At 32.8% G+C, this 19,989-nt stretch carries 17 protein-coding genes; 9 read left to right on the top strand and 8 right to left on the bottom strand.

The genetic code is table 11. The features are described 5' to 3' along the window. Positions 1–221 precede the first annotated feature (221 nt). Positions 222–2,561, top strand: coding sequence for a YSIRK-targeted triacylglycerol lipase (lip, locus tag KA900_RS09295; protein ID WP_210139482.1), 2,340 nt, complete (start codon positions 222–224; stop codon positions 2,559–2,561). Between the two features lie 581 nt (positions 2,562–3,142). Beyond that, a complete protein-coding gene (locus tag KA900_RS14775; protein WP_232165029.1) occupies positions 3,143–3,364 on the top strand; it encodes a GNAT family N-acetyltransferase in 222 nt (73 codons plus the stop codon). A gap of 798 nt (positions 3,365–4,162) precedes the next feature. Here the strand turns inward: KA900_RS14775 and ilvD are convergent. Then, complete coding sequence (gene ilvD, locus KA900_RS09285) at positions 4,163–5,863, bottom strand: dihydroxy-acid dehydratase (RefSeq protein WP_103373204.1); 1,701 nt, start codon at positions 5,861–5,863, stop codon at positions 4,163–4,165. 448 nt (positions 5,864–6,311) lie between these two features. Between ilvD and KA900_RS09280 the strand changes: the two genes are divergently transcribed. After that, the gene (locus KA900_RS09280) at positions 6,312–7,091 is read left to right on the top strand and encodes an arylamine N-acetyltransferase family protein (protein ID WP_210139474.1); all 780 of its coding nucleotides are present in this window, start codon (positions 6,312–6,314) and stop codon (positions 7,089–7,091) included. Positions 7,092–7,253: 162 nt separating this feature from the next. Continuing rightward, positions 7,254–8,222 (top strand): LysM peptidoglycan-binding domain-containing protein, encoded by a 969-nt coding sequence (locus KA900_RS09275; RefSeq protein WP_096823954.1) that lies wholly within the window; start codon positions 7,254–7,256, stop codon positions 8,220–8,222. Between the two features lie 187 nt (positions 8,223–8,409). On the opposite strand, the gene KA900_RS09270 is transcribed toward KA900_RS09275, so the two are convergent. Then, positions 8,410–8,679 (bottom strand): hypothetical protein, encoded by a 270-nt coding sequence (locus tag KA900_RS09270; protein ID WP_115342432.1) that lies wholly within the window; start codon positions 8,677–8,679, stop codon positions 8,410–8,412. Between the two features lie 188 nt (positions 8,680–8,867). Here KA900_RS09270 and KA900_RS09265 point away from each other — a divergent pair, with 188 nt between their 5' ends. The 4 genes from KA900_RS09265 to KA900_RS09250 all read left to right on the top strand — a co-directional run bounded on the left by KA900_RS09265 (position 8,868) and on the right by KA900_RS09250 (position 13,069). Continuing rightward, entirely contained in the window at positions 8,868–9,740 is an 873-nt protein-coding gene (locus tag KA900_RS09265) for a GNAT family N-acetyltransferase (RefSeq protein ID WP_119487917.1), read from the top strand. Positions 9,741–10,408: 668 nt separating this feature from the next. Further along, entirely contained in the window at positions 10,409–11,590 is a 1,182-nt protein-coding gene (locus KA900_RS09260) for an FtsW/RodA/SpoVE family cell cycle protein (protein WP_103373200.1), read from the top strand. Then, the gene (locus tag KA900_RS09255) at positions 11,587–12,177 is read left to right on the top strand and encodes a phosphatase PAP2 family protein (protein ID WP_103373199.1); all 591 of its coding nucleotides are present in this window, start codon (positions 11,587–11,589) and stop codon (positions 12,175–12,177) included. Before KA900_RS09260 ends, KA900_RS09255 begins: the two co-directional genes overlap by 4 nt. After that, on the top strand, positions 12,155–13,069 hold the full coding sequence (locus tag KA900_RS09250) for an LCP family protein (protein ID WP_103373198.1): 915 nt from the start codon (positions 12,155–12,157) through the stop codon (positions 13,067–13,069). The genes KA900_RS09255 and KA900_RS09250 overlap by 23 nt, the downstream gene beginning before the upstream one ends. A gap of 342 nt (positions 13,070–13,411) precedes the next feature. Here KA900_RS09250 and KA900_RS09245 read toward each other — a convergent pair whose 3' ends face one another. Together KA900_RS09245 and KA900_RS09240 are read right to left on the bottom strand one after the other, a co-directional pair. Then, complete coding sequence (locus KA900_RS09245; RefSeq protein WP_096811244.1) at positions 13,412–13,735, bottom strand: PH domain-containing protein; 324 nt, start codon at positions 13,733–13,735, stop codon at positions 13,412–13,414. 22 nt (positions 13,736–13,757) lie between these two features. Then, positions 13,758–15,239 carry a catalase gene (locus KA900_RS09240; protein WP_210139473.1) on the bottom strand — a complete coding sequence of 494 codons (1,482 nt, stop codon included), beginning with the start codon at positions 15,237–15,239 and terminating at the stop codon, positions 13,758–13,760. Positions 15,240–15,996: 757 nt separating this feature from the next. Here KA900_RS09240 and KA900_RS09235 point away from each other — a divergent pair. Then, complete coding sequence (locus tag KA900_RS09235) at positions 15,997–16,617, top strand: hypothetical protein (protein WP_103372593.1); 621 nt, start codon at positions 15,997–15,999, stop codon at positions 16,615–16,617. Between the two features lie 246 nt (positions 16,618–16,863). On the opposite strand, the gene KA900_RS14885 is transcribed toward KA900_RS09235, so the two are convergent. The 4 genes from KA900_RS14885 to gltC form a co-directional block, all read right to left on the bottom strand. Further along, on the bottom strand, positions 16,864–16,986 hold the full coding sequence (locus tag KA900_RS14885) for a hypothetical protein (RefSeq protein WP_255201761.1): 123 nt from the start codon (positions 16,984–16,986) through the stop codon (positions 16,864–16,866). Between the two features lie 122 nt (positions 16,987–17,108). Beyond that, a complete protein-coding gene (locus tag KA900_RS09230; protein ID WP_210139471.1) occupies positions 17,109–17,885 on the bottom strand; it encodes a YibE/F family protein in 777 nt (258 codons plus the stop codon). Then, positions 17,882–18,994, bottom strand: a complete 1,113-nt coding sequence (locus tag KA900_RS09225) for a YibE/F family protein (protein WP_096810985.1) — start codon at positions 18,992–18,994, stop codon at positions 17,882–17,884. The genes KA900_RS09230 and KA900_RS09225 overlap by 4 nt, the downstream gene beginning before the upstream one ends. An 81-nt stretch (positions 18,995–19,075) precedes the next feature. After that, the gene (gltC, locus tag KA900_RS09220; RefSeq protein ID WP_115342429.1) at positions 19,076–19,963 is read right to left on the bottom strand and encodes a glutamate biosynthesis transcriptional regulator GltC; all 888 of its coding nucleotides are present in this window, start codon (positions 19,961–19,963) and stop codon (positions 19,076–19,078) included. Positions 19,964–19,989 lie beyond the last annotated feature (26 nt).

Here is a 19,989-nt window from a genome sequence, read left to right as displayed (position 1 = left end):
TATTTATTAAAAATTGAGTATAGTTTAAACCATCTATTTTTAATAGATAATTATTTTTTTATATTTTTGAAAGCGTTTTCTATTGAGGAGGTTAAACGTTATGAAAGCAATTATTGGTAAGTTTTTTGAGTTAATTCCACGCTTTATATTGAATTTGTTCATTTAGGGAAAAAAGAAGCTTGTTTTAATCGTCAAAATTTATTAATCAAGAGGTGTTATGTATGGAGCCAAGAAAAAATAAGTACAGTATTCGTAAATTCACTTTTGGCGCATCATCTATTTTAATAGGTTCATTGTTATTGATAGGTATAGATAATAGTGTACAAGCTGCAGAGACAAATAACCAAATGAGTGAAATTGAGCGTCAAAATGACAAGGATAATATTGAGGGAATTAAAAGTAGTGGGGCGACAGGGGATGCACAAAGTCATATATTGGTTAATGAAAAAAATAGTTTGAAGAATGATGAACAAACTTCAAGTGAACACAGCTTACATAACGAGAAAACGAATGTTGAACTGGAAGACGTGGGTGAAGGGACATTAAACAAAGAAGCCCCAGAATATAACGAAAGCGATAAAACTAAAACAGAACCATCGAACGAAGTAGGCCCGGAAAATAATAAAAATGACAAAAACAAAACAAAATCCTCGAACGAAGTAGACCCGGAATATAACGAGAATGACGAAAACAAAACAGAAGCCTTGGACGAAGCAGCTCCGGAATATAACGAGAATGACAAAAACAAAACAGAAGCCTCGGACGAAGTAGACCTGGAATATAATGAAAGCGATAAAACTAAAACAGAACCATCGAACGAAGTAGGCCCGGAAAATAATAAAAATGACAAAAACAAAACAGAAGCCTCGGACGAAGTAGACCCGGAATATAACGAAAGCGATAAAATTAAAACAGAAGCCTTGGACGAAGCAGCTCCGGAATATAACGAGAATGACAAAAACAAAACAGAAGCCTCGGACGAAGTAGACCTGGAATATAATGAAAGCGATAAAACTAAAACAGAACCATCGAACGAAGTAGGCCCGGAAAATAATAAAAATGACAAAAACAAAACAGAAGCCTCGGACGAAGCAGCTCCGGAATATAACGAAAGCGATAAAATTAAAACAGAGCCATCGAACGAAGTAGACCTAGAAAATAATGAAAATGACAAAAACAAAGTGTCGGCAGTTGACGGAAGTACCATGCAATCGCATGTAAATCAACCAGTTCAATTTGAAGATTTAAAAAACAATCAAATAGGCAGTAAAGAAAGACAAAGCGATAAACCAAAAGATGAACAGGACAAAAATTTAACTTTACTTAAGAAAAATGCAATGGCAACTACAAATAATCAAACCGAGCAACAAACCTATGAAAAAGCAGAAGAACAACCTACAAAGAAAGCAAAACAAAGTCAATATAACAACGAAGATCCTATTATTTTAGTACATGGTTTTAATGGATTTACAGACGATATTAAGCCTTCAGTTTTACCTCATTATTGGGGCGGCGATAAATTAAATATCCAACAAGACTTAGAGCAAAAAGGTTATAACACGTATGAAGCAAGTATCGGGGCTCTTAGCAGTAACCATGACAGAGCAGTAGAGCTGTATTATTACATTAAAGGCGGCACGGTAGATTATGGTGCTGCACATGCTGAAAAATATGGTCATGATCGCTACGGAAAAACATATGAAGGTGTATATAAAGATTGGCAACCAGGTCAAAAAGTACATTTAGTAGGTCATAGCATGGGCGGCCAAACGATTAGGCAAATGGAAGAATATTTGCGCAATGGTAACTCAGAAGAAATTGAATATCAAAAACAACATAGTGGAGAGATATCTCCTTTATTCCAAGGTAATCACGATAATATGATTAGTTTTATTACGACATTAGCTACACCACATAATGGCACACATGCTGCAGATGAATTAGGAAACGAAGCATTAATTAGACAAGTAGCATTCGATTATACAAAATTAAAGGGTAATAAATATTCAAACGTTGATTTTGTTTTAGCACAATGGGGGCTACAACAAAAAGACGATGAGACGTATAGTCAATATGTTAATCGCTTAAAAGATAGCAAATTATGGACCACAAATGACAATGGTTTTTATGATTTAACAAGAGCAGGCGCCACTGAATTAAATAAAAAGACATCATTAAATCCTAATATTGTTTATAAAACATATACAGGTCAATCTACCAGGGATGGACTATTTGGTAGACAAAAATCAGATATTAATATGTTTTTAGGTATGGTACTTACAGGTAATGTGATTGGAAAAGCAGCAGAAAAAGATTGGCGTGTGAATGATGGGCTGGTTTCGACGATTTCTGCTCTCCATCCATTTAATCAGAATTTTGTTGAAGCTTCGGATAATATCAAAAAAGGTGTTTGGCAAGTGACACCGATTATGCATGGCTGGGATCATGCAGATTTCGTTGGCCAAGATAACAATGATACGAAGCGTTCACAAGCAGAATTAAGTCAACTTTATGAGCAAATTGCATCAGATTTAGTGAAGAATGAAGCGTTAGAAGCTTAACATAATGAAATAAGTATATTTAAAGAAAGTGAGGAGAAAATGATGAGTGGAGATTTCTTAGATCTAATAGGTTCATTATTCAATATTATTAAGACTTTATTTTCATAAATAATAAAATATGATATATAACGTTGAATAAAAAATAATTGCGTTGACTAATAGGATACGTGGTGCACTTTATGATTCATACACTTAGTCAATTTCATTTAATATTAAGAAGCATCTTGACCACTAAATATAAGCAGGAGGATAGGAAATCAAACGGAATGTTTTCGGTTTCTTATCCTTGTTTTTAGAGAAAGGGTATGATGAGCATGGCATTTTCACGTGGTGAATTGATAACTATAGACGCATTTCTAATGAAAGAATTATATTTTTGGAAATATAAAGAACTTAAACAGAAAGCTAAAAAATAGAATCCCCCCTATATTAAAGCAAAATACATGACTGAAAATGAATTTCGAGAATACGTAAAAAAACCATTTCTATATTTCAAATAATATTGAAAGCATGTCGGCAATTGCAGTTGATGGGCATTTTAGAGGCACAGTAAATATTTATTGGATTGATGAAAACACGAATTGGTTAGAAGTAGGCGTTGTATTTGTGATAATAATGATTGGAAATCTGGCATTGGCACAGAAGTTTTTAAAATATGGATAGATTATTTATTCAAACAAAATTTTATACATAGGCTGGGTATTTCAATTTGGTCTTGTAATAGACGGATGATAAAGCTAGCTGAAAAAGTAGGCATGCAAGAAGAAGTATGTATTCGTGAAGCTAAAACAGTCAATGGTTAATACTTTGACGCGATTAAAATCGGTGTTTTAAAAATAGAATGGTAAGATTGAACAACTCAAAACATACTTTCTAATTTTATGAAACTAGATACAAGATAGATATCTAATTTTTGAGTAACATGGCTTGTCTTGTTAGAATATTAAGATTTAGAAAAGCAGAACAAAAAACTAAATTCACGCAACATTACTACTAGGAGCAAGTGGATTATATGCGTTTTATAAGTAGTGTTTTTAAAGGTAATTACTAGAAAAATGCTATAAATCTATTTATCAATGGAATCAAAAAAGAATCTGATACATGGCGTATCAGACCCTTTAGAGAGATTAGAAATTATTTGCCTGTGAATAAACCAACGATTTTTTTGATGATATCAATGATAAAGCTCATGTATCTCACCTCGCTTTTATTTGTTAACTTCACTATAAAAGAATTGTGCAAAATTTTGTTTGAAAATCCCTGAATAGCAAAAAATTATTCTGAAATGACAATTAATAAAAAAATAAAACAATAGAGAATTCAAAAGTGTTCTAGATAGCTTTATATTTGAGTACCATATTATTTAACAAGTTATATTGGTTTTAAAGTAAGATTCAATAATGTTTTTAAAATGAAAATGAAGAACTTAAGAAAGAGAAATTATATAAGTTACTTTGAAATAAAATGTTTCAAAATTTAAAATTCGCTTTTATACAGATAAAGGCAAATGAGTATATAAAAAATATTATAGTTATTAAAGAAATACAAAAAGCATTACCATCATATATAAATTTGATGATAATGCTTAAAATATTGATCAATTAATCTGTAATCGCCCCTTTAGAAGCAGATGATACGAGTTTAGCATATTTTGCTAATGTACCGCGTGTTTCTTTTAATGCAGGCGCTTGCCATGCCTTGCTACGACGTTCTAGCTCTTCATCAGGCACGTCAAAACTAATTTCTAAATTTTCAGCGTCAATTGTTATGATGTCATTTTCTTCAAGTAGTGCCATAGGTCCACCAACTTGAGACTCTGGTGCCGCATGGCCTACTACAAGGCCATGTGAACCCCCTGAAAAACGCCCATCAGTTAATAATGCTACAGATTCTCCTAATCCTTTACCTACTAAAATGGAAGAAGCTGATAACATTTCCGGCATGCCTGGCGCGCCTTTTGGTCCAGCATAGCGAATGACTACCACATCCCCAGGTTTGATATCATCTCTCAATATTGCTTTAGTTGCTTGTGTTTCAGAATCAAACACTTTAGCAGGCCCTTTAATATATGTGACACTTAAACCTGAAATCTTAGCTACTGCGCCTTCAGGTGCTAAATTTCCTTTCAAAATTACAAGTGGTCCAGTAGGATGTTTCGGTTGATCAAAATCAATGATTTCTTTATTGTCAGAAAGACTTGGTTGCTGTTCTAAATTTTCAGCCACTGTTTTACCTGTTACAGTTAAACAATCACCATGGATTAAACCATTTTCGTGTAGTAACTTCATAACGCCTGGCACACCACCGACTTCATCAAGGTGTGCCATAACGTACTTACCGCTCGGTCTTAAATCAGCGATGTGCGGTACGCGTTTACGGATTTTTTCAAAATCATCAAGTGTCAAATCTACGTCGATTGTATGGGCGATAGCTAATAAATGTAAAATGGCATTTGTAGAGCCACCAAGCGCCATGACTACAGTGATAGCATTTTCAAATGCTTCTTTAGTCATGATATCTTTAGGATAAATGCCTTGTTCTAATAAATGATAAACAGCTTTCCCTGCTGCACGGCTATCTTTAGATTTATTTGTAGATACAGCTGGATGTGACGCGCTTCCAGGTAAACTCATGCCCATCGCTTCTATAGCAGAAGACATCGTATTGGCTGTAAACATGCCTCCGCACGATCCAGCTCCAGGACATGCTGCACATTCTACTTTATGTAATGCTTCTTTATCTATTTCTCCATTGTTGTATTGACCCACGCCCTCAAATGCGGATACAGCATCCAAATCTTTCCCATCTAATTTTCCGGGTAATATGGTACCACCATATACAAAAACAGCTGGCAGATTAAGGCGGGCGATACCAATCATACAACCTGGCATATTTTTATCACAGCCACCAATTGCTACTACGCCATCTAAATTTTCAGCACTGACTACAGATTCAATTGAATCTGCGATGATTTCACGACTGGGGAGTGAAAAGCGCATGCCATCAGTACCCATAGAAATCCCATCTGAAACTGTAATGGTGTTAAAAATTAATGGCGAAGCACCTGCTTCACTTATACCACGTTTAGATGCACGTGCAAGACCATCAATATGCATATTACAAGGTGTAACTTCGCTCCAAGTACTAGCGACGCCAATCATTGGTTTTTCAAAGTCTTCATCTTCAAAACCAAGTGCTCTTAAATATGCGCGATTTGGCGTACGACTTATTCCTTCGCTAATTACTTTGCTTCGGATTCGCAAATCTTTTGGTTGTTCATTATGCGATTTTTCTTTACTCAAATAATCTCCTCCAAAAATCAAATATCTATATATTGTGAATAATCTGAAAAATTAAGCTATAAAATATCATGTTTGATGATATATGTAAAAAACATATTATTGAACCAAATATATAACATGGTACTTTTATTAATTTTACTGAATTTTTGTATAACTGTATAGACATATACAATATCTATTTATGTAGTTGATGTCAATATTAAAAAGTTGTTTATCGTGTGCGTGACCGTTTATTATATGAGTTGATAGCAAATATATTAATGAAAAGTGTACATTGATTTAAGCGTGTATGAATGAAACAGTCATAAAGGCTTATAGATTGTAAAAAATAGGGCTCGTACGTTTTTTAATCATATTTTTAACAATATAGTTTGAAATTTATCGAGTGGTTTGATGTGCAACCTTATTTTGAATGGAAGTAAGCATAATAGGATTTTGGAGGGTTCGTATGACGGATTTTAAAGTATTAGAAAATTACCTGAGCATCGATCATCAATCGTACAGTGATATTAATTTGGAAACTTTAAATCATTATATTGGTAGTTATGTGCTCAATGTACCTTTTGAGAATATAAATGTTCAAAATAGACAGCCTATCGCGTTAGATAATAAATCCATGATAGAAAAAATTGTTGATGAACACAGAGGTGGTTTTTGTTACGAACAAAACAGGTTATTTTATCAATATTTAAAAGCTAAAGGTTTTGAAGTATATATAGTGTCTGCGACAATTAAAAACGGCTCGAGTTGGGCTATGGAAGGTTCACATATGGCATTGATTGTGATTTTAAATCAGAAAAAATATTTAGTGGATGTTGGCTATGCTGATGTACCAAAAGCAGCAATCCCTGTTTCATCCCCAGATACAATAGTGGAAGATGTGAATGGTAAATTTAAAGTAAGTAAAAAAGATTTTCAAACATTTGAAATGAAAAAAGAAGTCCAAAAGGATTGGCAAATACAGTATCAATTTAAAGATAATCCCAAAGTATTGGATGATTTTGCAAAAGGCATTGCGTTCAATCAATATAATGAGGAATCAATATTTTTACAAAAACTTATTATTAGCAAAGCTAAACCATATGGTAGAGTGACAATGTCCAATGACCATCTTACGATTACAAAATATGGAAAAAAAGAAAAGTTACGTGTCACACGGCAGAATTATAAGCAATTTTTGCAGCGATTTTTTAATATAACTGATATTAATATACAGACGTTAGAATGAAATTTATGTATCGCCTCCTATATATTTCAACAAAATAACAAAAGTTTTGTTTTGTAATAATAATGTCATACAAATTATATACAAAATGATTAAATTGAATTGTATAATAGTAAGAGTCATAGACATAAAATGTATCGGATTTATATTGGGAGGTATACATAAGTGCGAAAAAAAATAATAGCGACTGCAATTGGGACAGGTGCGTTAGCGGCTTTTAACGCTACCAGTGCAGATGCTGCTACAACGTATAAAGTTAAAAGTGGAGATTCACTTTGGTCAATAGCAAATAAATATAATATTTCAGTAGCAAAGTTGAAGTCTTTAAATCATTTGACGTCTAATGTGATTTTTCCAAATCAAACATTGAAAGTTTCAGGGTCAACAAGCTCTAATACTTCAACTAGTGGTTCAAGCAGTTCGACATATACCGTGAAGTCAGGAGATTCATTATCATCTATTGCTGCTAAGTACGGAACAACGTATCAGGATATTATGCGTTTAAATGGATTGTCAAATCACACTATCTATCCTGGCCAAAAATTAAAAGTATCTGGTTCGGCTGCCACAAGCGGTTCAAATACTTCAGGTAGCACGAACGGACGTACGATAACTTATACGGTGAAATCAGGTGACTCATTATCAGTCATTGCAGCAAGATATGGAACAACATATCAAAAAATTATGAGTTTGAATGGTCTTACAAATTTTAACATTTATCCAGGTCAGAAATTGAAAATATCTGGTACAGCTAGTTCAGGTACATCTACGGGTTCAACTGGGTATCAAACACCAGTATTTAATCATTCTAACTTGTACGATTGGGGACAATGCACGTGGCACGTATTTAATAAACGTGCTCAAATTGGTAAAGGTATTAGTACATATTGGTGGAATGCTAATAACTGGGATAATGCTGCACCAGGAGATGGTTATACTGTAGATCACCGGGCGACTGTGGGGTCAATCTTACAGAGTGATATGGGGTATTATGGTCATGTAGCATTTGTAGAATCTGTAAACTCAAATGGCAGTATTACTGTTTCTGAAATGAATTATAGCGCTGCGCCAGGTGTTGTTACATATAGAACAATACCTGCGTCTCAAGTAAGTTCATATAAATATATTCATTAATGAATTGAGATACATTGAACAAATGTAATAAATAATAAAACCTTCACTGTTTTCATTAAATAAAATGAAAATAGTGAAGGTTTTTGCTTTTTATTACAGATAGATACATCATATTAAAATTGTTTGCTTTATAAATGTAACAAGTGCGCTATAGTATCCATCGTCTTATTTATTGGCGTTTTATAATTTATGGTTCATGACGTAATGACTTAATACGTTTTGCAGTTGATAACAACGTGCTTGCAAGTGTAAATGTTGAAAAGATTTTAACGAACTTCTTAGGTGATTTTAAGGCAGTATAAAAATCTAGTAGCGCACCAACACTTGTAATAGCCATGCTAACATAAAGTAATTTTTTATTTTTGGATTGATATGCATACCAGTTAAAGCCTTCTACAGCAATACCTGCAAAATTGATTGTATTAGATATGCGGTTAAGTTTTGATTTTTTAGCCATTTGTGAAGTCCTCCGTTTATAAAATAGATTGATTTATTATAACATTAATCGTAGAGAAGTCTGTAGTGAAAAACATTAATGAGCGACACACAGACGTTTGCTTGAATAACGGGTTATGGTAACATAAGCGCTGAAAGAAAAAAATAGTTTGCATTTTAGTGAGATGCTTGTCTAGGGAGATGTTAACGATGATAAAATGTGTATGTTTAGTAGTTGAGTCAAACGATAAGTTGTTATTAGTACAAGCAAGACATCGGAAGAAGTACTATTTTCCAGGTGGCAAAATAGATCCAGGTGAATCAATGGTACAAGCTTTGAAAAGGGAAATAAACGAGGAGTTACAATTAGATATCCCGGCGTACACATTTCGCTATTTAGGTACAGTTATAGGAGATGCTTACCCTCAAAAAGATACTAAAACAGAGCTGAATTGTTTTTCTACTACGCTAGATATTGAATGGTCATCGATTAAACCAGCGCAAGAAATAACTGCATTAAAATGGTTTGATAAAAACGAGTCTGAGCAGATTGCGCCTGCTGTAATAACATGGATTGCATTTTCAAAACAAAAAGACTTAAGCTCTGAGGTTATCTTGACGGCCTATGATTCGTCGTTACATGATGATGTAGCAAACTTGAATATAACGAAAGACGACCGAAAATTCACAAAAACGCCTTTGGAAAATATTGAACTAGCTATGCACGATAAAGAACGTCATCCAACATTAGTATATAACGTTGAAAAGCAATGTATTGGTTTCTTTACCTTGCATGGAGGCAAGGGCGTAGCGCCATATACGGAAAATCCTAAGGCGATTTTTTTTAGATCGTTTAGTATAGATTATAAATACCGTGGCATGGGGTATGGAAAACAAGTTATACAAGCATTACCACAATATGTTATGCAAAATTACCCAGACATCAACGAGATATACTTAACGGTGAATACCGATAATACTAAAGCACGAACACTTTACATGCAATGCCGATACCAATATATCGGTGATGATTTGTTAGAAGGGCGACCCGTCAATATTCTGAAGAAAAAACTGTCAAATTAAGTCAATGAGAAAGCATGACAGCATTCATATTTTTCTAAAATGAATTTCATCCTCCCTCAGAAGTTTAATGACCAGGGAGAAAGAATATGAGCGTTAAAGTTCGCGGGTAAGTGTCGCTAGCATAACAATTGATAACCTTTTTGTATTAACTATACCCTATATATACCATACTTGTGACTAAGTTATAATTATGGCTCAGTCACTCTATAAAACGGATGATTTTTACTTTGTTTACGTAAAATCATCCGTTTTTCTATATTTAATTAAGTAGCTGAGTGAATTAACTTTTCTATATAACAACCTTCAATGTTAAATCCACTCACAATATAACTTTTTGTGAAACGACGAAGCGCTCATAACTGGTTAAATTTAAAACATTTTAACATTTATTGTATATTCAAAAAATTTTATTTACTTAATATTCAAAGGATTTCATTAATTTTAGGATGCTTGGTTCGATGTCTCACAATAATGTATTTTTTAAATATTAGTAAAAACATAAGGTAATAAGTCTATGTATATTTTTTAACAGACAATCAGCAATGGTTATATATGTAATTTGAATTTAAAACATTAACTTTTTAGATTTAGGTAAACCTAAAAAATATTGTCATATAGGCTAAAACATGTCAGAATTGTAAATGTAATTTTAAGAAAGGGTTAAGTTAATGTTAAAAATAATAAAGAGATTTAAAGCGCGTTTTAAATATTTGGACTTAGGCATTTTATGTTGTTTTATAATTTTAAGTATTATTGGTGTCATCATGGTTTATAGTGCAAGTATGGTTTCGGCTTCAAAGGGGTCTTTGACTGGTGGAGCATCGATAGAGGCTAACTTTTTTATGAAAAGACAATATATTTTTGCTATTGTGGGATTTATTTTAATGCTGTTTATCAGTCTGTATTTTAATATTAACGCATTAAAAAAAGCAAACACCCAAAAGTTTTTAGTTCTAAGTACAATCGTATTACTTTTCCTAACGCTTTTAATTGGTAAAGATGTGAATGGCTCAAGGAATTGGATTAACTTAGGATTATTTAGTGTTCAGTCTTCAGAATTTTTGAAATTAGTAGCTATTTTTTATCTTGCATTTATTTTGGATAAACGGTTAACAAACAAACGAGATTATAAAATTAAAAACTTAGTTCCCCCACTAGGTATTCTAGGTGTCGGTTTAGTACTTGTACTCATGCAAGGTGATTTAGGCGGCACGTTACTAAGTGTTGCAATTATCGCTTCGATATTAATGTATTCTGATATAAAAAATAAAATCAAAATTCAAATATTAGCTGTTACATCTATACCAACACTCATATACATATTTTATACATTGGTTTTTGATTCTAAAAATTTATATAGAATGAAACGCATCAAAGTAGTTTTAGACCCATTCAAATATGAAAATGGTGATGGGTATCAACTGACCAATGCACTTGTATCTATTAGCAATGGCGGTATTTTTGGACGTGGATTAGGTAATGGAATTCTAAAATTAGGTTACTTACCAGAGCCGCATACAGATTTTATTTTTACAGTTATTTCTGAAGAATTAGGTCTTGTTGGCGTACTACTCATATTATGTATGTATGGTTACATTATATTTAAAGGTTTTATATACGCTAATAGAACGAATAATCACTTTTATAAACTGATATGTATCGGTGTGGTTAGTTATCTATTTATGCAAATATTTATTAATATGGGTGGCGTTTCAGGATTAATACCGCTAACGGGTATCACCTTACCATTATTAAGCTATGGAGGGTCGTCTATGTTGAGCGTTAGTATCGCTTTAGGTAGCATGTTAGCCGTTATTAGAGAAATTAAAAAAGAGGAGCGTTACAAATGAATAAAATATATGTCTCAATATTATTATATTCGGGACTTATTCTGCTTATATTATCAATAGCAAACGGATTTATGTTCAATATAGATGTTTACGTGCATCACTTTTTAAAACAATATTTATCGAATGATTCAATTGCACAAACACTGAACGTTATAGCTCATATTTTTTCTCCGTTCAATTGTTTATTATTTGTGTTAATTATTCTGGCTTTCCGCTTTTTTATAAATAAAAAGCAATTTATGCTATATGGTTTTTGGAGCTTTTCCGTTTTTTTTATTGGAACAATATTGAAGTATACAGTTGGACGGTCAAGACCCTCTTTGCAATTTGATGGTTATAGTTTTCCGAGTATGCATGTACTAAGCGTGAGCTTATTAGTCAGCTTAATTATTTTTATTACGAAAAATAACTGGTTTAAAAGTATTGGCATTGTATTAATCGTAACGATGATGGGGTCGAGAATTTATGTTAATGCACATTATTTTTCAGACACATTAGGCAGTTTAATTATAATCACAATAATGATAATGAGTTTGAAACTAGCAGAGGAAAGGGGGGGACAATATGAAACTAACAAGAAAAGGTAAGGTATTAATTATCATACTGGTCCTTGTATTAATCGTTTTAGGATATTTTACTTATAAATTGATCCATTTAAACCAATCTATACATGACCCACAGAATACTGGAAAAGAATCGAAAGCAACCCAAGAGAAAATAAAAGCAAAGAAGCCAATTTCTATCGCGATATTCGGCGTTGATTCAGATGTAGAGCGTGAAGCAGACAATATGGGTCAGCGTACAGATACACTACTCATCGCATCTATCAATCCTGAAAAGAAAGAAACAAAATTGATTTCTATACCTAGAGACATGAGTAGTGATATCCCAGGCGTGGAAGGTAATGAGAAAATTGCACATGCATACGCTTATGGAGGTCCTAAAGTAGCCATGGACACAATTAGACAAAATCTTGATGTACCAATAGATAGTTATGTCACTGTCGATATGGATGGATTTAAAAAAATGATTGATATCTTTGATGGAGTGAATGTCACGAGTAATGCCACTTTTAATTATAATGGCTCGAGTTTTAAAGAAGGCAAAAAAGAGAATTTAAGTGGTGATTCAGCGTTAAATTATGTAAGAAGTCGTAAAGAAGAAGGTGCTGGTGGCGATGAAGGCCGCACAGCAAGACAACGACAAGTAATTGACGCATTAGCTCAATCTGCTCGTGAATCTTCAAGCATATTTAAACTAAATAAAATACTTAAGGTGAGTGAAAAAAATGTGAAAACAAACCTTAATGTGGCAGACCTGAAATCGTTATATTCAGGTTATAAAGAGGCGGTGCAATCGATGGATAAAATGTCTATTGATGGTGAAAATTTAATAGAATCGGATGGCGTTTGGTATTTTGAACCAGACCAAGCAGATATGACTGATAAAGTGAATGAATATAAAAGCAACTTAAAATAAATTATGATACGTGAGCACGTACTTTTACATTATGGCAATAATAGAATTTATATGCCATTCATATTCAAGAAAAATACAAATGTTAAAATAAAATAGCCTTTCATTTTTGAATGAAGGGCTATTTTTATTTTGAAAATCTTTTGGTTTTGGATAAATATGTTTGACCGGGGGTGTATTTCTAAATTATAATTTTTCGGTCATATTCGTCATCTGGGCATCGCCAGTATATTATAAAATCTATATGATGATATTAATACAGACGGAAACAAGCCGCACTAACCATTTTATATATTGTTTACTTAACTGCGTAGTGTCCGTTTGCGCATACAAAAGGTATATCCGTTATGACGATGCATTAATATAGTTTATAAATTTTTCTGCATCAAGCTTATTTAAATTTTTAATAGGAAAAGTACCAATACTAAAACGCATTGTTAGCGTATCATCATCTAATTGAACATTTTCTATTTCATCATAACGGATATTTCTATAATAAAATTGGCCATCCATATCTACATTTAAGATAAGACGTTCATTTGTTGCAATATAAGCAGCATTATATGTTTTTACAATACCGTTGATAGGGTATTCCATTTTCCCTAAAATGGCAGGTCCTTTTTTCTCAGTTGGAAATAAATCTTCTGGGTTTACGTTATCTAATATCATATAATCACCTTTTCCTTTTATATTAGTCCGCGACATCTAAGTCCACTTCATTAATATCAATGCCCATAGCTTCGGCTACACCTTGACCATATGCTGGATCGGCTTTATAGCAATGTCTAATATGACGGTGTTTCAATGCGTCGGTATCGGGACTCATTTCATTCGCAGTATTTTTAAATAATGTTTGTTGTTCTTCAGATGACAATAGACGGAATAATTTACCAGGTTGTTCAAAATAATTATCATCATCTTCACGGAAGTCATATTCATATGCTTGTCCTTGGATATCTAAAGCTGGTTTTTTGTATTGTGGTTGATCTTCAAATGCACCATTACTATTTGGATAATAATGTGTACTAGCGCCCTGATTATTATCTAAGATACGCATTTGACCATCTCTACTAAATGGACATATGTTTTCTATACCGACGCCTTTAGGTTGATTAACTGGAATTTGCCAATGGTTAACACCTAAACGGTATCTCTGAGTATCTCCATATGAAAATAGTCGGCCTTGTAACATTTTGTCTGGTGAGAAATCTAAACCTGGGACGATATTTGTTGGTGCGAATGCAGCTTGTTCAACATCTTGGAAATAGTTTTCAGGATTTCGATTTAATTCGAATTCACCAACTTCAATTAATGGATATTCATCTTTATACCAAACTTTAGTTAAATCAAAAGGATTGTCTTTATGGTTACGGGCTTGTTCTTCTGTCATCACTTGGATGTACATTTTCCATTTAGGGAAATTGGCTTGTTCAATATTATTAAATAAATCTCTTTGAGAAGAATCTCTATCTTTAGCCATCACTTGTTCGGCTTCTTCTGCAGAATAGTTCTCTATACCTTGTTGTGTTCTATGATGGAACTTAACCCAAAAACGTTCGCCTTTATCGTTGTACATAGAATATGTATGAGAACCAAAACCATGCATATTTCTAAAGCCTTTAGGGATACCACGATCTGTCATTAAGATTGTAATTTGGTGCAATGCTTCTGGTAATAAAGTCCAGAAATCCCATTGTGCTTGTGGATCTTTCATATTTGTTTTTGGATTACGTTTTACAACGTGATTTAAGCTAGGGAATAATTTAGGATCTCGGAAGAAAAATACTGGTGTATTATTACCAACTAAATCCCAATTGCCTTCGTCTGTATAGAATTTTAAAGCAAATCCTCTGATATCACGTTCTGCATCACCTGCACCACGTTCTCCAGCTACAGTTGAAAATCTGGCGAACATTTCAGTTTGTTTACCAACTTCAGCAAAGATACTTGCGCAAGTATACTTTGTAATATCATTTGTTACTGTAAATGTTCCGAATGCGCCTGACCCTTTCGCATGCATGCGGCGTTCAGGTATGACCTCTCTATCGAAATGAGCCATTTGTTCAAGAAAATAAATATCTTGCATTAATAAAGGACCTCTTGGGCCTGCTGTCATGCTGTTTTCTCTATCTGTTACGGGCGCTCCAAACAGCCCTGTTAATTTTTGTTTCATTTTATATCTATATCTCCTCTCAATAGATGTGAATACTATTGTAATAATTACTTTTTAATAATTATTCTAATTTATTATAGCAGTAAAAACGTTAAAATGTGTGTATAAATAATGAACAAATAATTCTAATTGATAATTTAAAACGATAAGTGAAAATTATACTTAATTTAATTCATTTTTAATAAAACAATTATGTTTATTTAAATATGTAACTCTGATATGGTTAGATATTGATTGTTAAATAGATTAAAAATGACATTGTCATATTAAGGAAATGATTTTTATGAATGTATAAGCCGTAGCATTAAAATGTTTTAAAGTATTAGATGGATTCATTAGCTAATGCATAGCTAAAATCCAATCGTGCTATATTTATCTGAATTTAAAAAAATTTAGTTGTTATCCTCATTTTGGTTTATTCAAAAAAACAGCACAGCGTGTTGATTGCTTTCCGAAACCATACGTGTAAGTTATGTACAAGGTAAAAAGGGTACCATAGTTGAAGGTATTTTAGTAATAGTATCAGCTGCAATGTGTGCGTGGGTTATGCTTTGTGCGAGCTTAATTCGTCAATAGTTAGCATGACTAGAAATCGTAGAATCAATCCATTTTTATTAAAATCATATCTTAAAGTTGAAAAATAGCTATCAACTTCGGCACTTCACATTTGATGTGGGGTGTTTTTCTATGTATACCAATAACGTCATCGTGGTGTCCGTCTATTATGAGGAGCAACAATTTAATGGGAGGTTAATTTATGAATATACAGATAAACAATATCAGTCCATTTAATATTATTTGTGAAAGTATTTATGAAGAAACGAAACCTTTTACATATCATGGATTGATAGACTATGGGAGGGCGTATTATTATTTGAAAGATACGTCATTAGACTATATTTCCACAAGTGTCATTACTCGATACGAAAAAGGCGATAAAGACGCATTTAAATCTAGATTTGCTCATTTTGGAGAGACTGAAAAGATTTGTATTGAGAAACTAGAAGTCATTTCTTCATTTGAAAATAAAGGGGTTATGACTATTATGTTTTGTGATATTATGTTAGCACTTCTAACTAGAAGTTTAGCGAATGAAAACCATATAGAAATCAAATTTATAAACACATCAGATTTAATCAAAAATGGGGAAATAGTAAATGTGTATCATAGTGTGTTACCTAAATATGAATTGACGTTAGCGCAACCTAGTAGTTCGAGAATATCTTTAGAAGGTAGACGTACTAAATCAAATATTGATTTTTACCAAGATGTTTATTATATATTTCCTGTAGAAACTAGAGAAGCAGATATAAGATATTATACAGAGCTACGAGATAATAAAATTGAATTATTAAATCAAAAATTAAAAACGCTTTAAATATCTAATTTTATCAAGATGCAACCTTTATAGAAAAGGACGCACGCATAAATAAAGATTGTGACATTAAAAATGCATAAATAAAGTAAATTTGCTTAATAAAATGATCATAATAGATTATTAAACGAATAAAGCGCAATTATGATAAGAAAATCTAAAATAAAGCTGCTGATTTCCTATAGGGTTTAGGAATCAGCAGCTTTATTCTGTATATATAAAGTATAATACTTAAGATATTTCATTGTTTTAAGTGAAAAGGGTTTTAATAAACCGAATAAATGCACCAAATATTTCAGGTATAAAAGTAACACTCAATTCTGTTTTTGCTTCTTTTGATGATTTTTTTCCACGCTTTTTATTTGATGTCATAATAACCCCCTCTTTGGCTATTTTGAAATTTTTTGTTTGAGATATGCACTATAATGACATGTAGTAGATACTATATACAAATCAAATATAGAGCGCTGATTTAAATGGTATCTAACGATAAATTACCGCGAATCATCTATTCGGAAAGGCTTTTGGTGTTTAATTAACAGTGCGGTTAACCAAGCAGTAATCGGTATACTGATTGCAACAGCAATCCCGCCTAAAAGGATAGAGATAAATTCTTGTGCAAAGATTTTGGAATTAATAATATGGCCAAATGAATAGTTAAGTTTGAAGAACCAAAAGAATAACGTGAGTTCGCCGCCGAAATAGGCAAGGTAAATCGTATTTGCTGAAGTAGCTAAAATTTCTCTCCCTACACGCATGCCAGATTGAAAGAGCTCTTTTTTTGTTAAATTGGGATTAGTTTCGCTTAATTCATACATGGGCGAACTGATAGTGATAGCCAAATCGATGACTGCTGCAATCACTGCAAGCACTATGGTAAAGACCATAAATTTTACCATATCAATCCCAATATTCATGGAAAAGACATATGTCTCATCTTGTTCTTCAGTTGTGAATCCTTGCAAATGCCCGATGGATACAGACAAATAAATACCGATAATCAAACATAAAGTGGTAAGGATTGTTGCATAAAATGCTGCTCTGGTCTTAATATTGTAGCTGTTTAAAACAAATAAGTTACATGCTGCAATCACAATACAAAATATCAGTGTTACTAGGTAAATAGGTGCCCCAAGCATAATGAGAACCACAGTGATTAATAATATAACAAAGTTTAAAAATAATGTTAAATAGGATATTACACCTTTTTCACCTCCAAAAATTACCATTAATATGAAAAGTAACAGCCCTAAGATCGTTATAACGCTCATGGATTAGCACCTCGCATTTTAAACCATAATTGCATTAATAAAATAGTAATCGGAATAGTTAATACAATACCGATACCGCCTGTAATTGCCCGGGAAATTTCTAATGACCAATTCATAGATATAGTGTAAGTGACTGTATTTTCATTTTTTAAATATATAAGAAACATCGGTAAACTACCTGATAAATATGAAAATAATAAGATGTTGGTCATTGTGCCCATAATATCTTGGCCAATATTGCGACCAGCTAACGCCCAACGCGTCATGCTTATATCGGGTGTTCTACGCAAAATTTCCGTCATCCCGCTAGCAATTGTAATAGCTACGTCCATTACGGCCCCGAGCGTTCCGATCATCACTGATGCAAGAAAAACTTCTTTAGGTGGTAAAGTTAAGAAACTCATTGTTTCAAATTTTAAACCTGCGCCGTCAGTTAAGTTAATGGCGAGCTGTGTAACGCCTACACAAACAAACGTGCCTAATAATGTGCTGACTACTGTGACTAGCGTGCGCCATCGCCATCCAGTTACTAACAACAAGGTAAATATGGTAGTTAAAACAACGCCAATACTCATCAGCATAAATAAATTTAAACTAGGAAATTTATTATGCAAATAGATAGCTAATAGCACTACAATAGTATTGAATACTAAAGAAAGGATTGATTGTAATCCAATCTTTCTACCAACAAGTAATACAGTTAATAAAAATATACCGGTCATCATCACAACTAGACTATCCCGCTTTTTTTCTGTGATGTATGCATCGTCTAAATGTTTATCGATGTGCAATAAGACTTTGTTATGTTTAGAGAACGCCTCGCTGTCAGCCTGTGAGGCTATGTAATGATGTGAAATTGTTGTCGTTTGACCTTTGAATTTTCCATTTAAAATTTTAAGCGTCAGTGTTTGGTTGTATTTTGTATCTTTATTATGATTATCATCTGTAATATTTGTAGTAGATTCGTTTTCTATTTTTGTAATTTGCCCAACAGGTGTATCGTAAAATGTCTCGTTGAAAAAGGTGAAAATAAATAAGCCTACAAACAAGATGAAAAATAACAATATAACCCAATCAAAAGGGCGTTTTAATAACGTTTTGACAGACATTGTTGTATCTCAGTCCTCTCTATTTAGACAATGCGATTATACGCTCCTTGAGATTTGAATTCAAAAATTTTATGGATATGATTAATGATAAGTTGCGCTTCTGCTTAATAATTTATCAATCATACCTAATAATAGTGGAAAGTCATGTTTCTGATTATCTAATCGAAATACTTGGCAAATCGTTCTTTTTAATTCTGTATGCTCTAATGACACTTCCAGCCATTTTTGCGGATTTTTCGTTAGTAGATGATAAGACGACGTTACTATAAACCCACGTTCTTTAGTTAAGATATATTGAGCTATTTGAGGGTGTGTGATTGTACGTATAGGTGATTTGATTGTCTTTGTTAAGGTTTGCTTGATTCTTGGCGGCAATGGATATAATTCATAAATTGATTTATTAGAAAGCTGCACTAAAGGTGGATTAGTAGCTAATGTAATTGGGTCATTTTTAGGTACATAGATATGAAAATTTTCTTCGAATAAGGGACTAACTTTTAAGGCACGGTGCTGTTTGAGTTCCTCAGACATGTCAGTAAAAGCAATATCGATTTTGTCCGTGAGTAGGGCAGGTAAGATAGCTTCTTCTTCCATTAAAATAGGTTGGATTATAGCTTCACTTTCATTTTCAAAGGATTGCATTAATAAAGTGATTACCTGTGTAATATAACTTTCAACGTAACCAATGCGTATAATATAATGGTCCGTTTCAGATTGGTTATGGAACAAACGAACTGTGTTATCAAGTTGATCTATAATTTTTGTTGCTTCCGAAAATAATTGTTTACCTTCTTCAGTGATATGGATATTGCGCCCTTCTCTATTAAATAATGTGACTTGTAGCTCTTTTTCTAAAAGTGTGATTTGTCTGCTAATCGCAGATTGAGCGATATTTAATTCAAGCGCCGCATCAGATAAATGTTCTCTTTTCGCGACTTCTATAAAATACTTTAATTGTTTGATTTCCATATAACCAACTCCATCATTTCAATTAC

Source organism: Staphylococcus sp. GDY8P120P (assembly GCF_017892065.1).
GTDB lineage: Bacteria > Bacillota > Bacilli > Staphylococcales > Staphylococcaceae > Staphylococcus > Staphylococcus nepalensis.
Note: the sequence above shows the minus strand (reverse complement) of the source record. Positions and strands in the feature narration are given on the sequence as shown.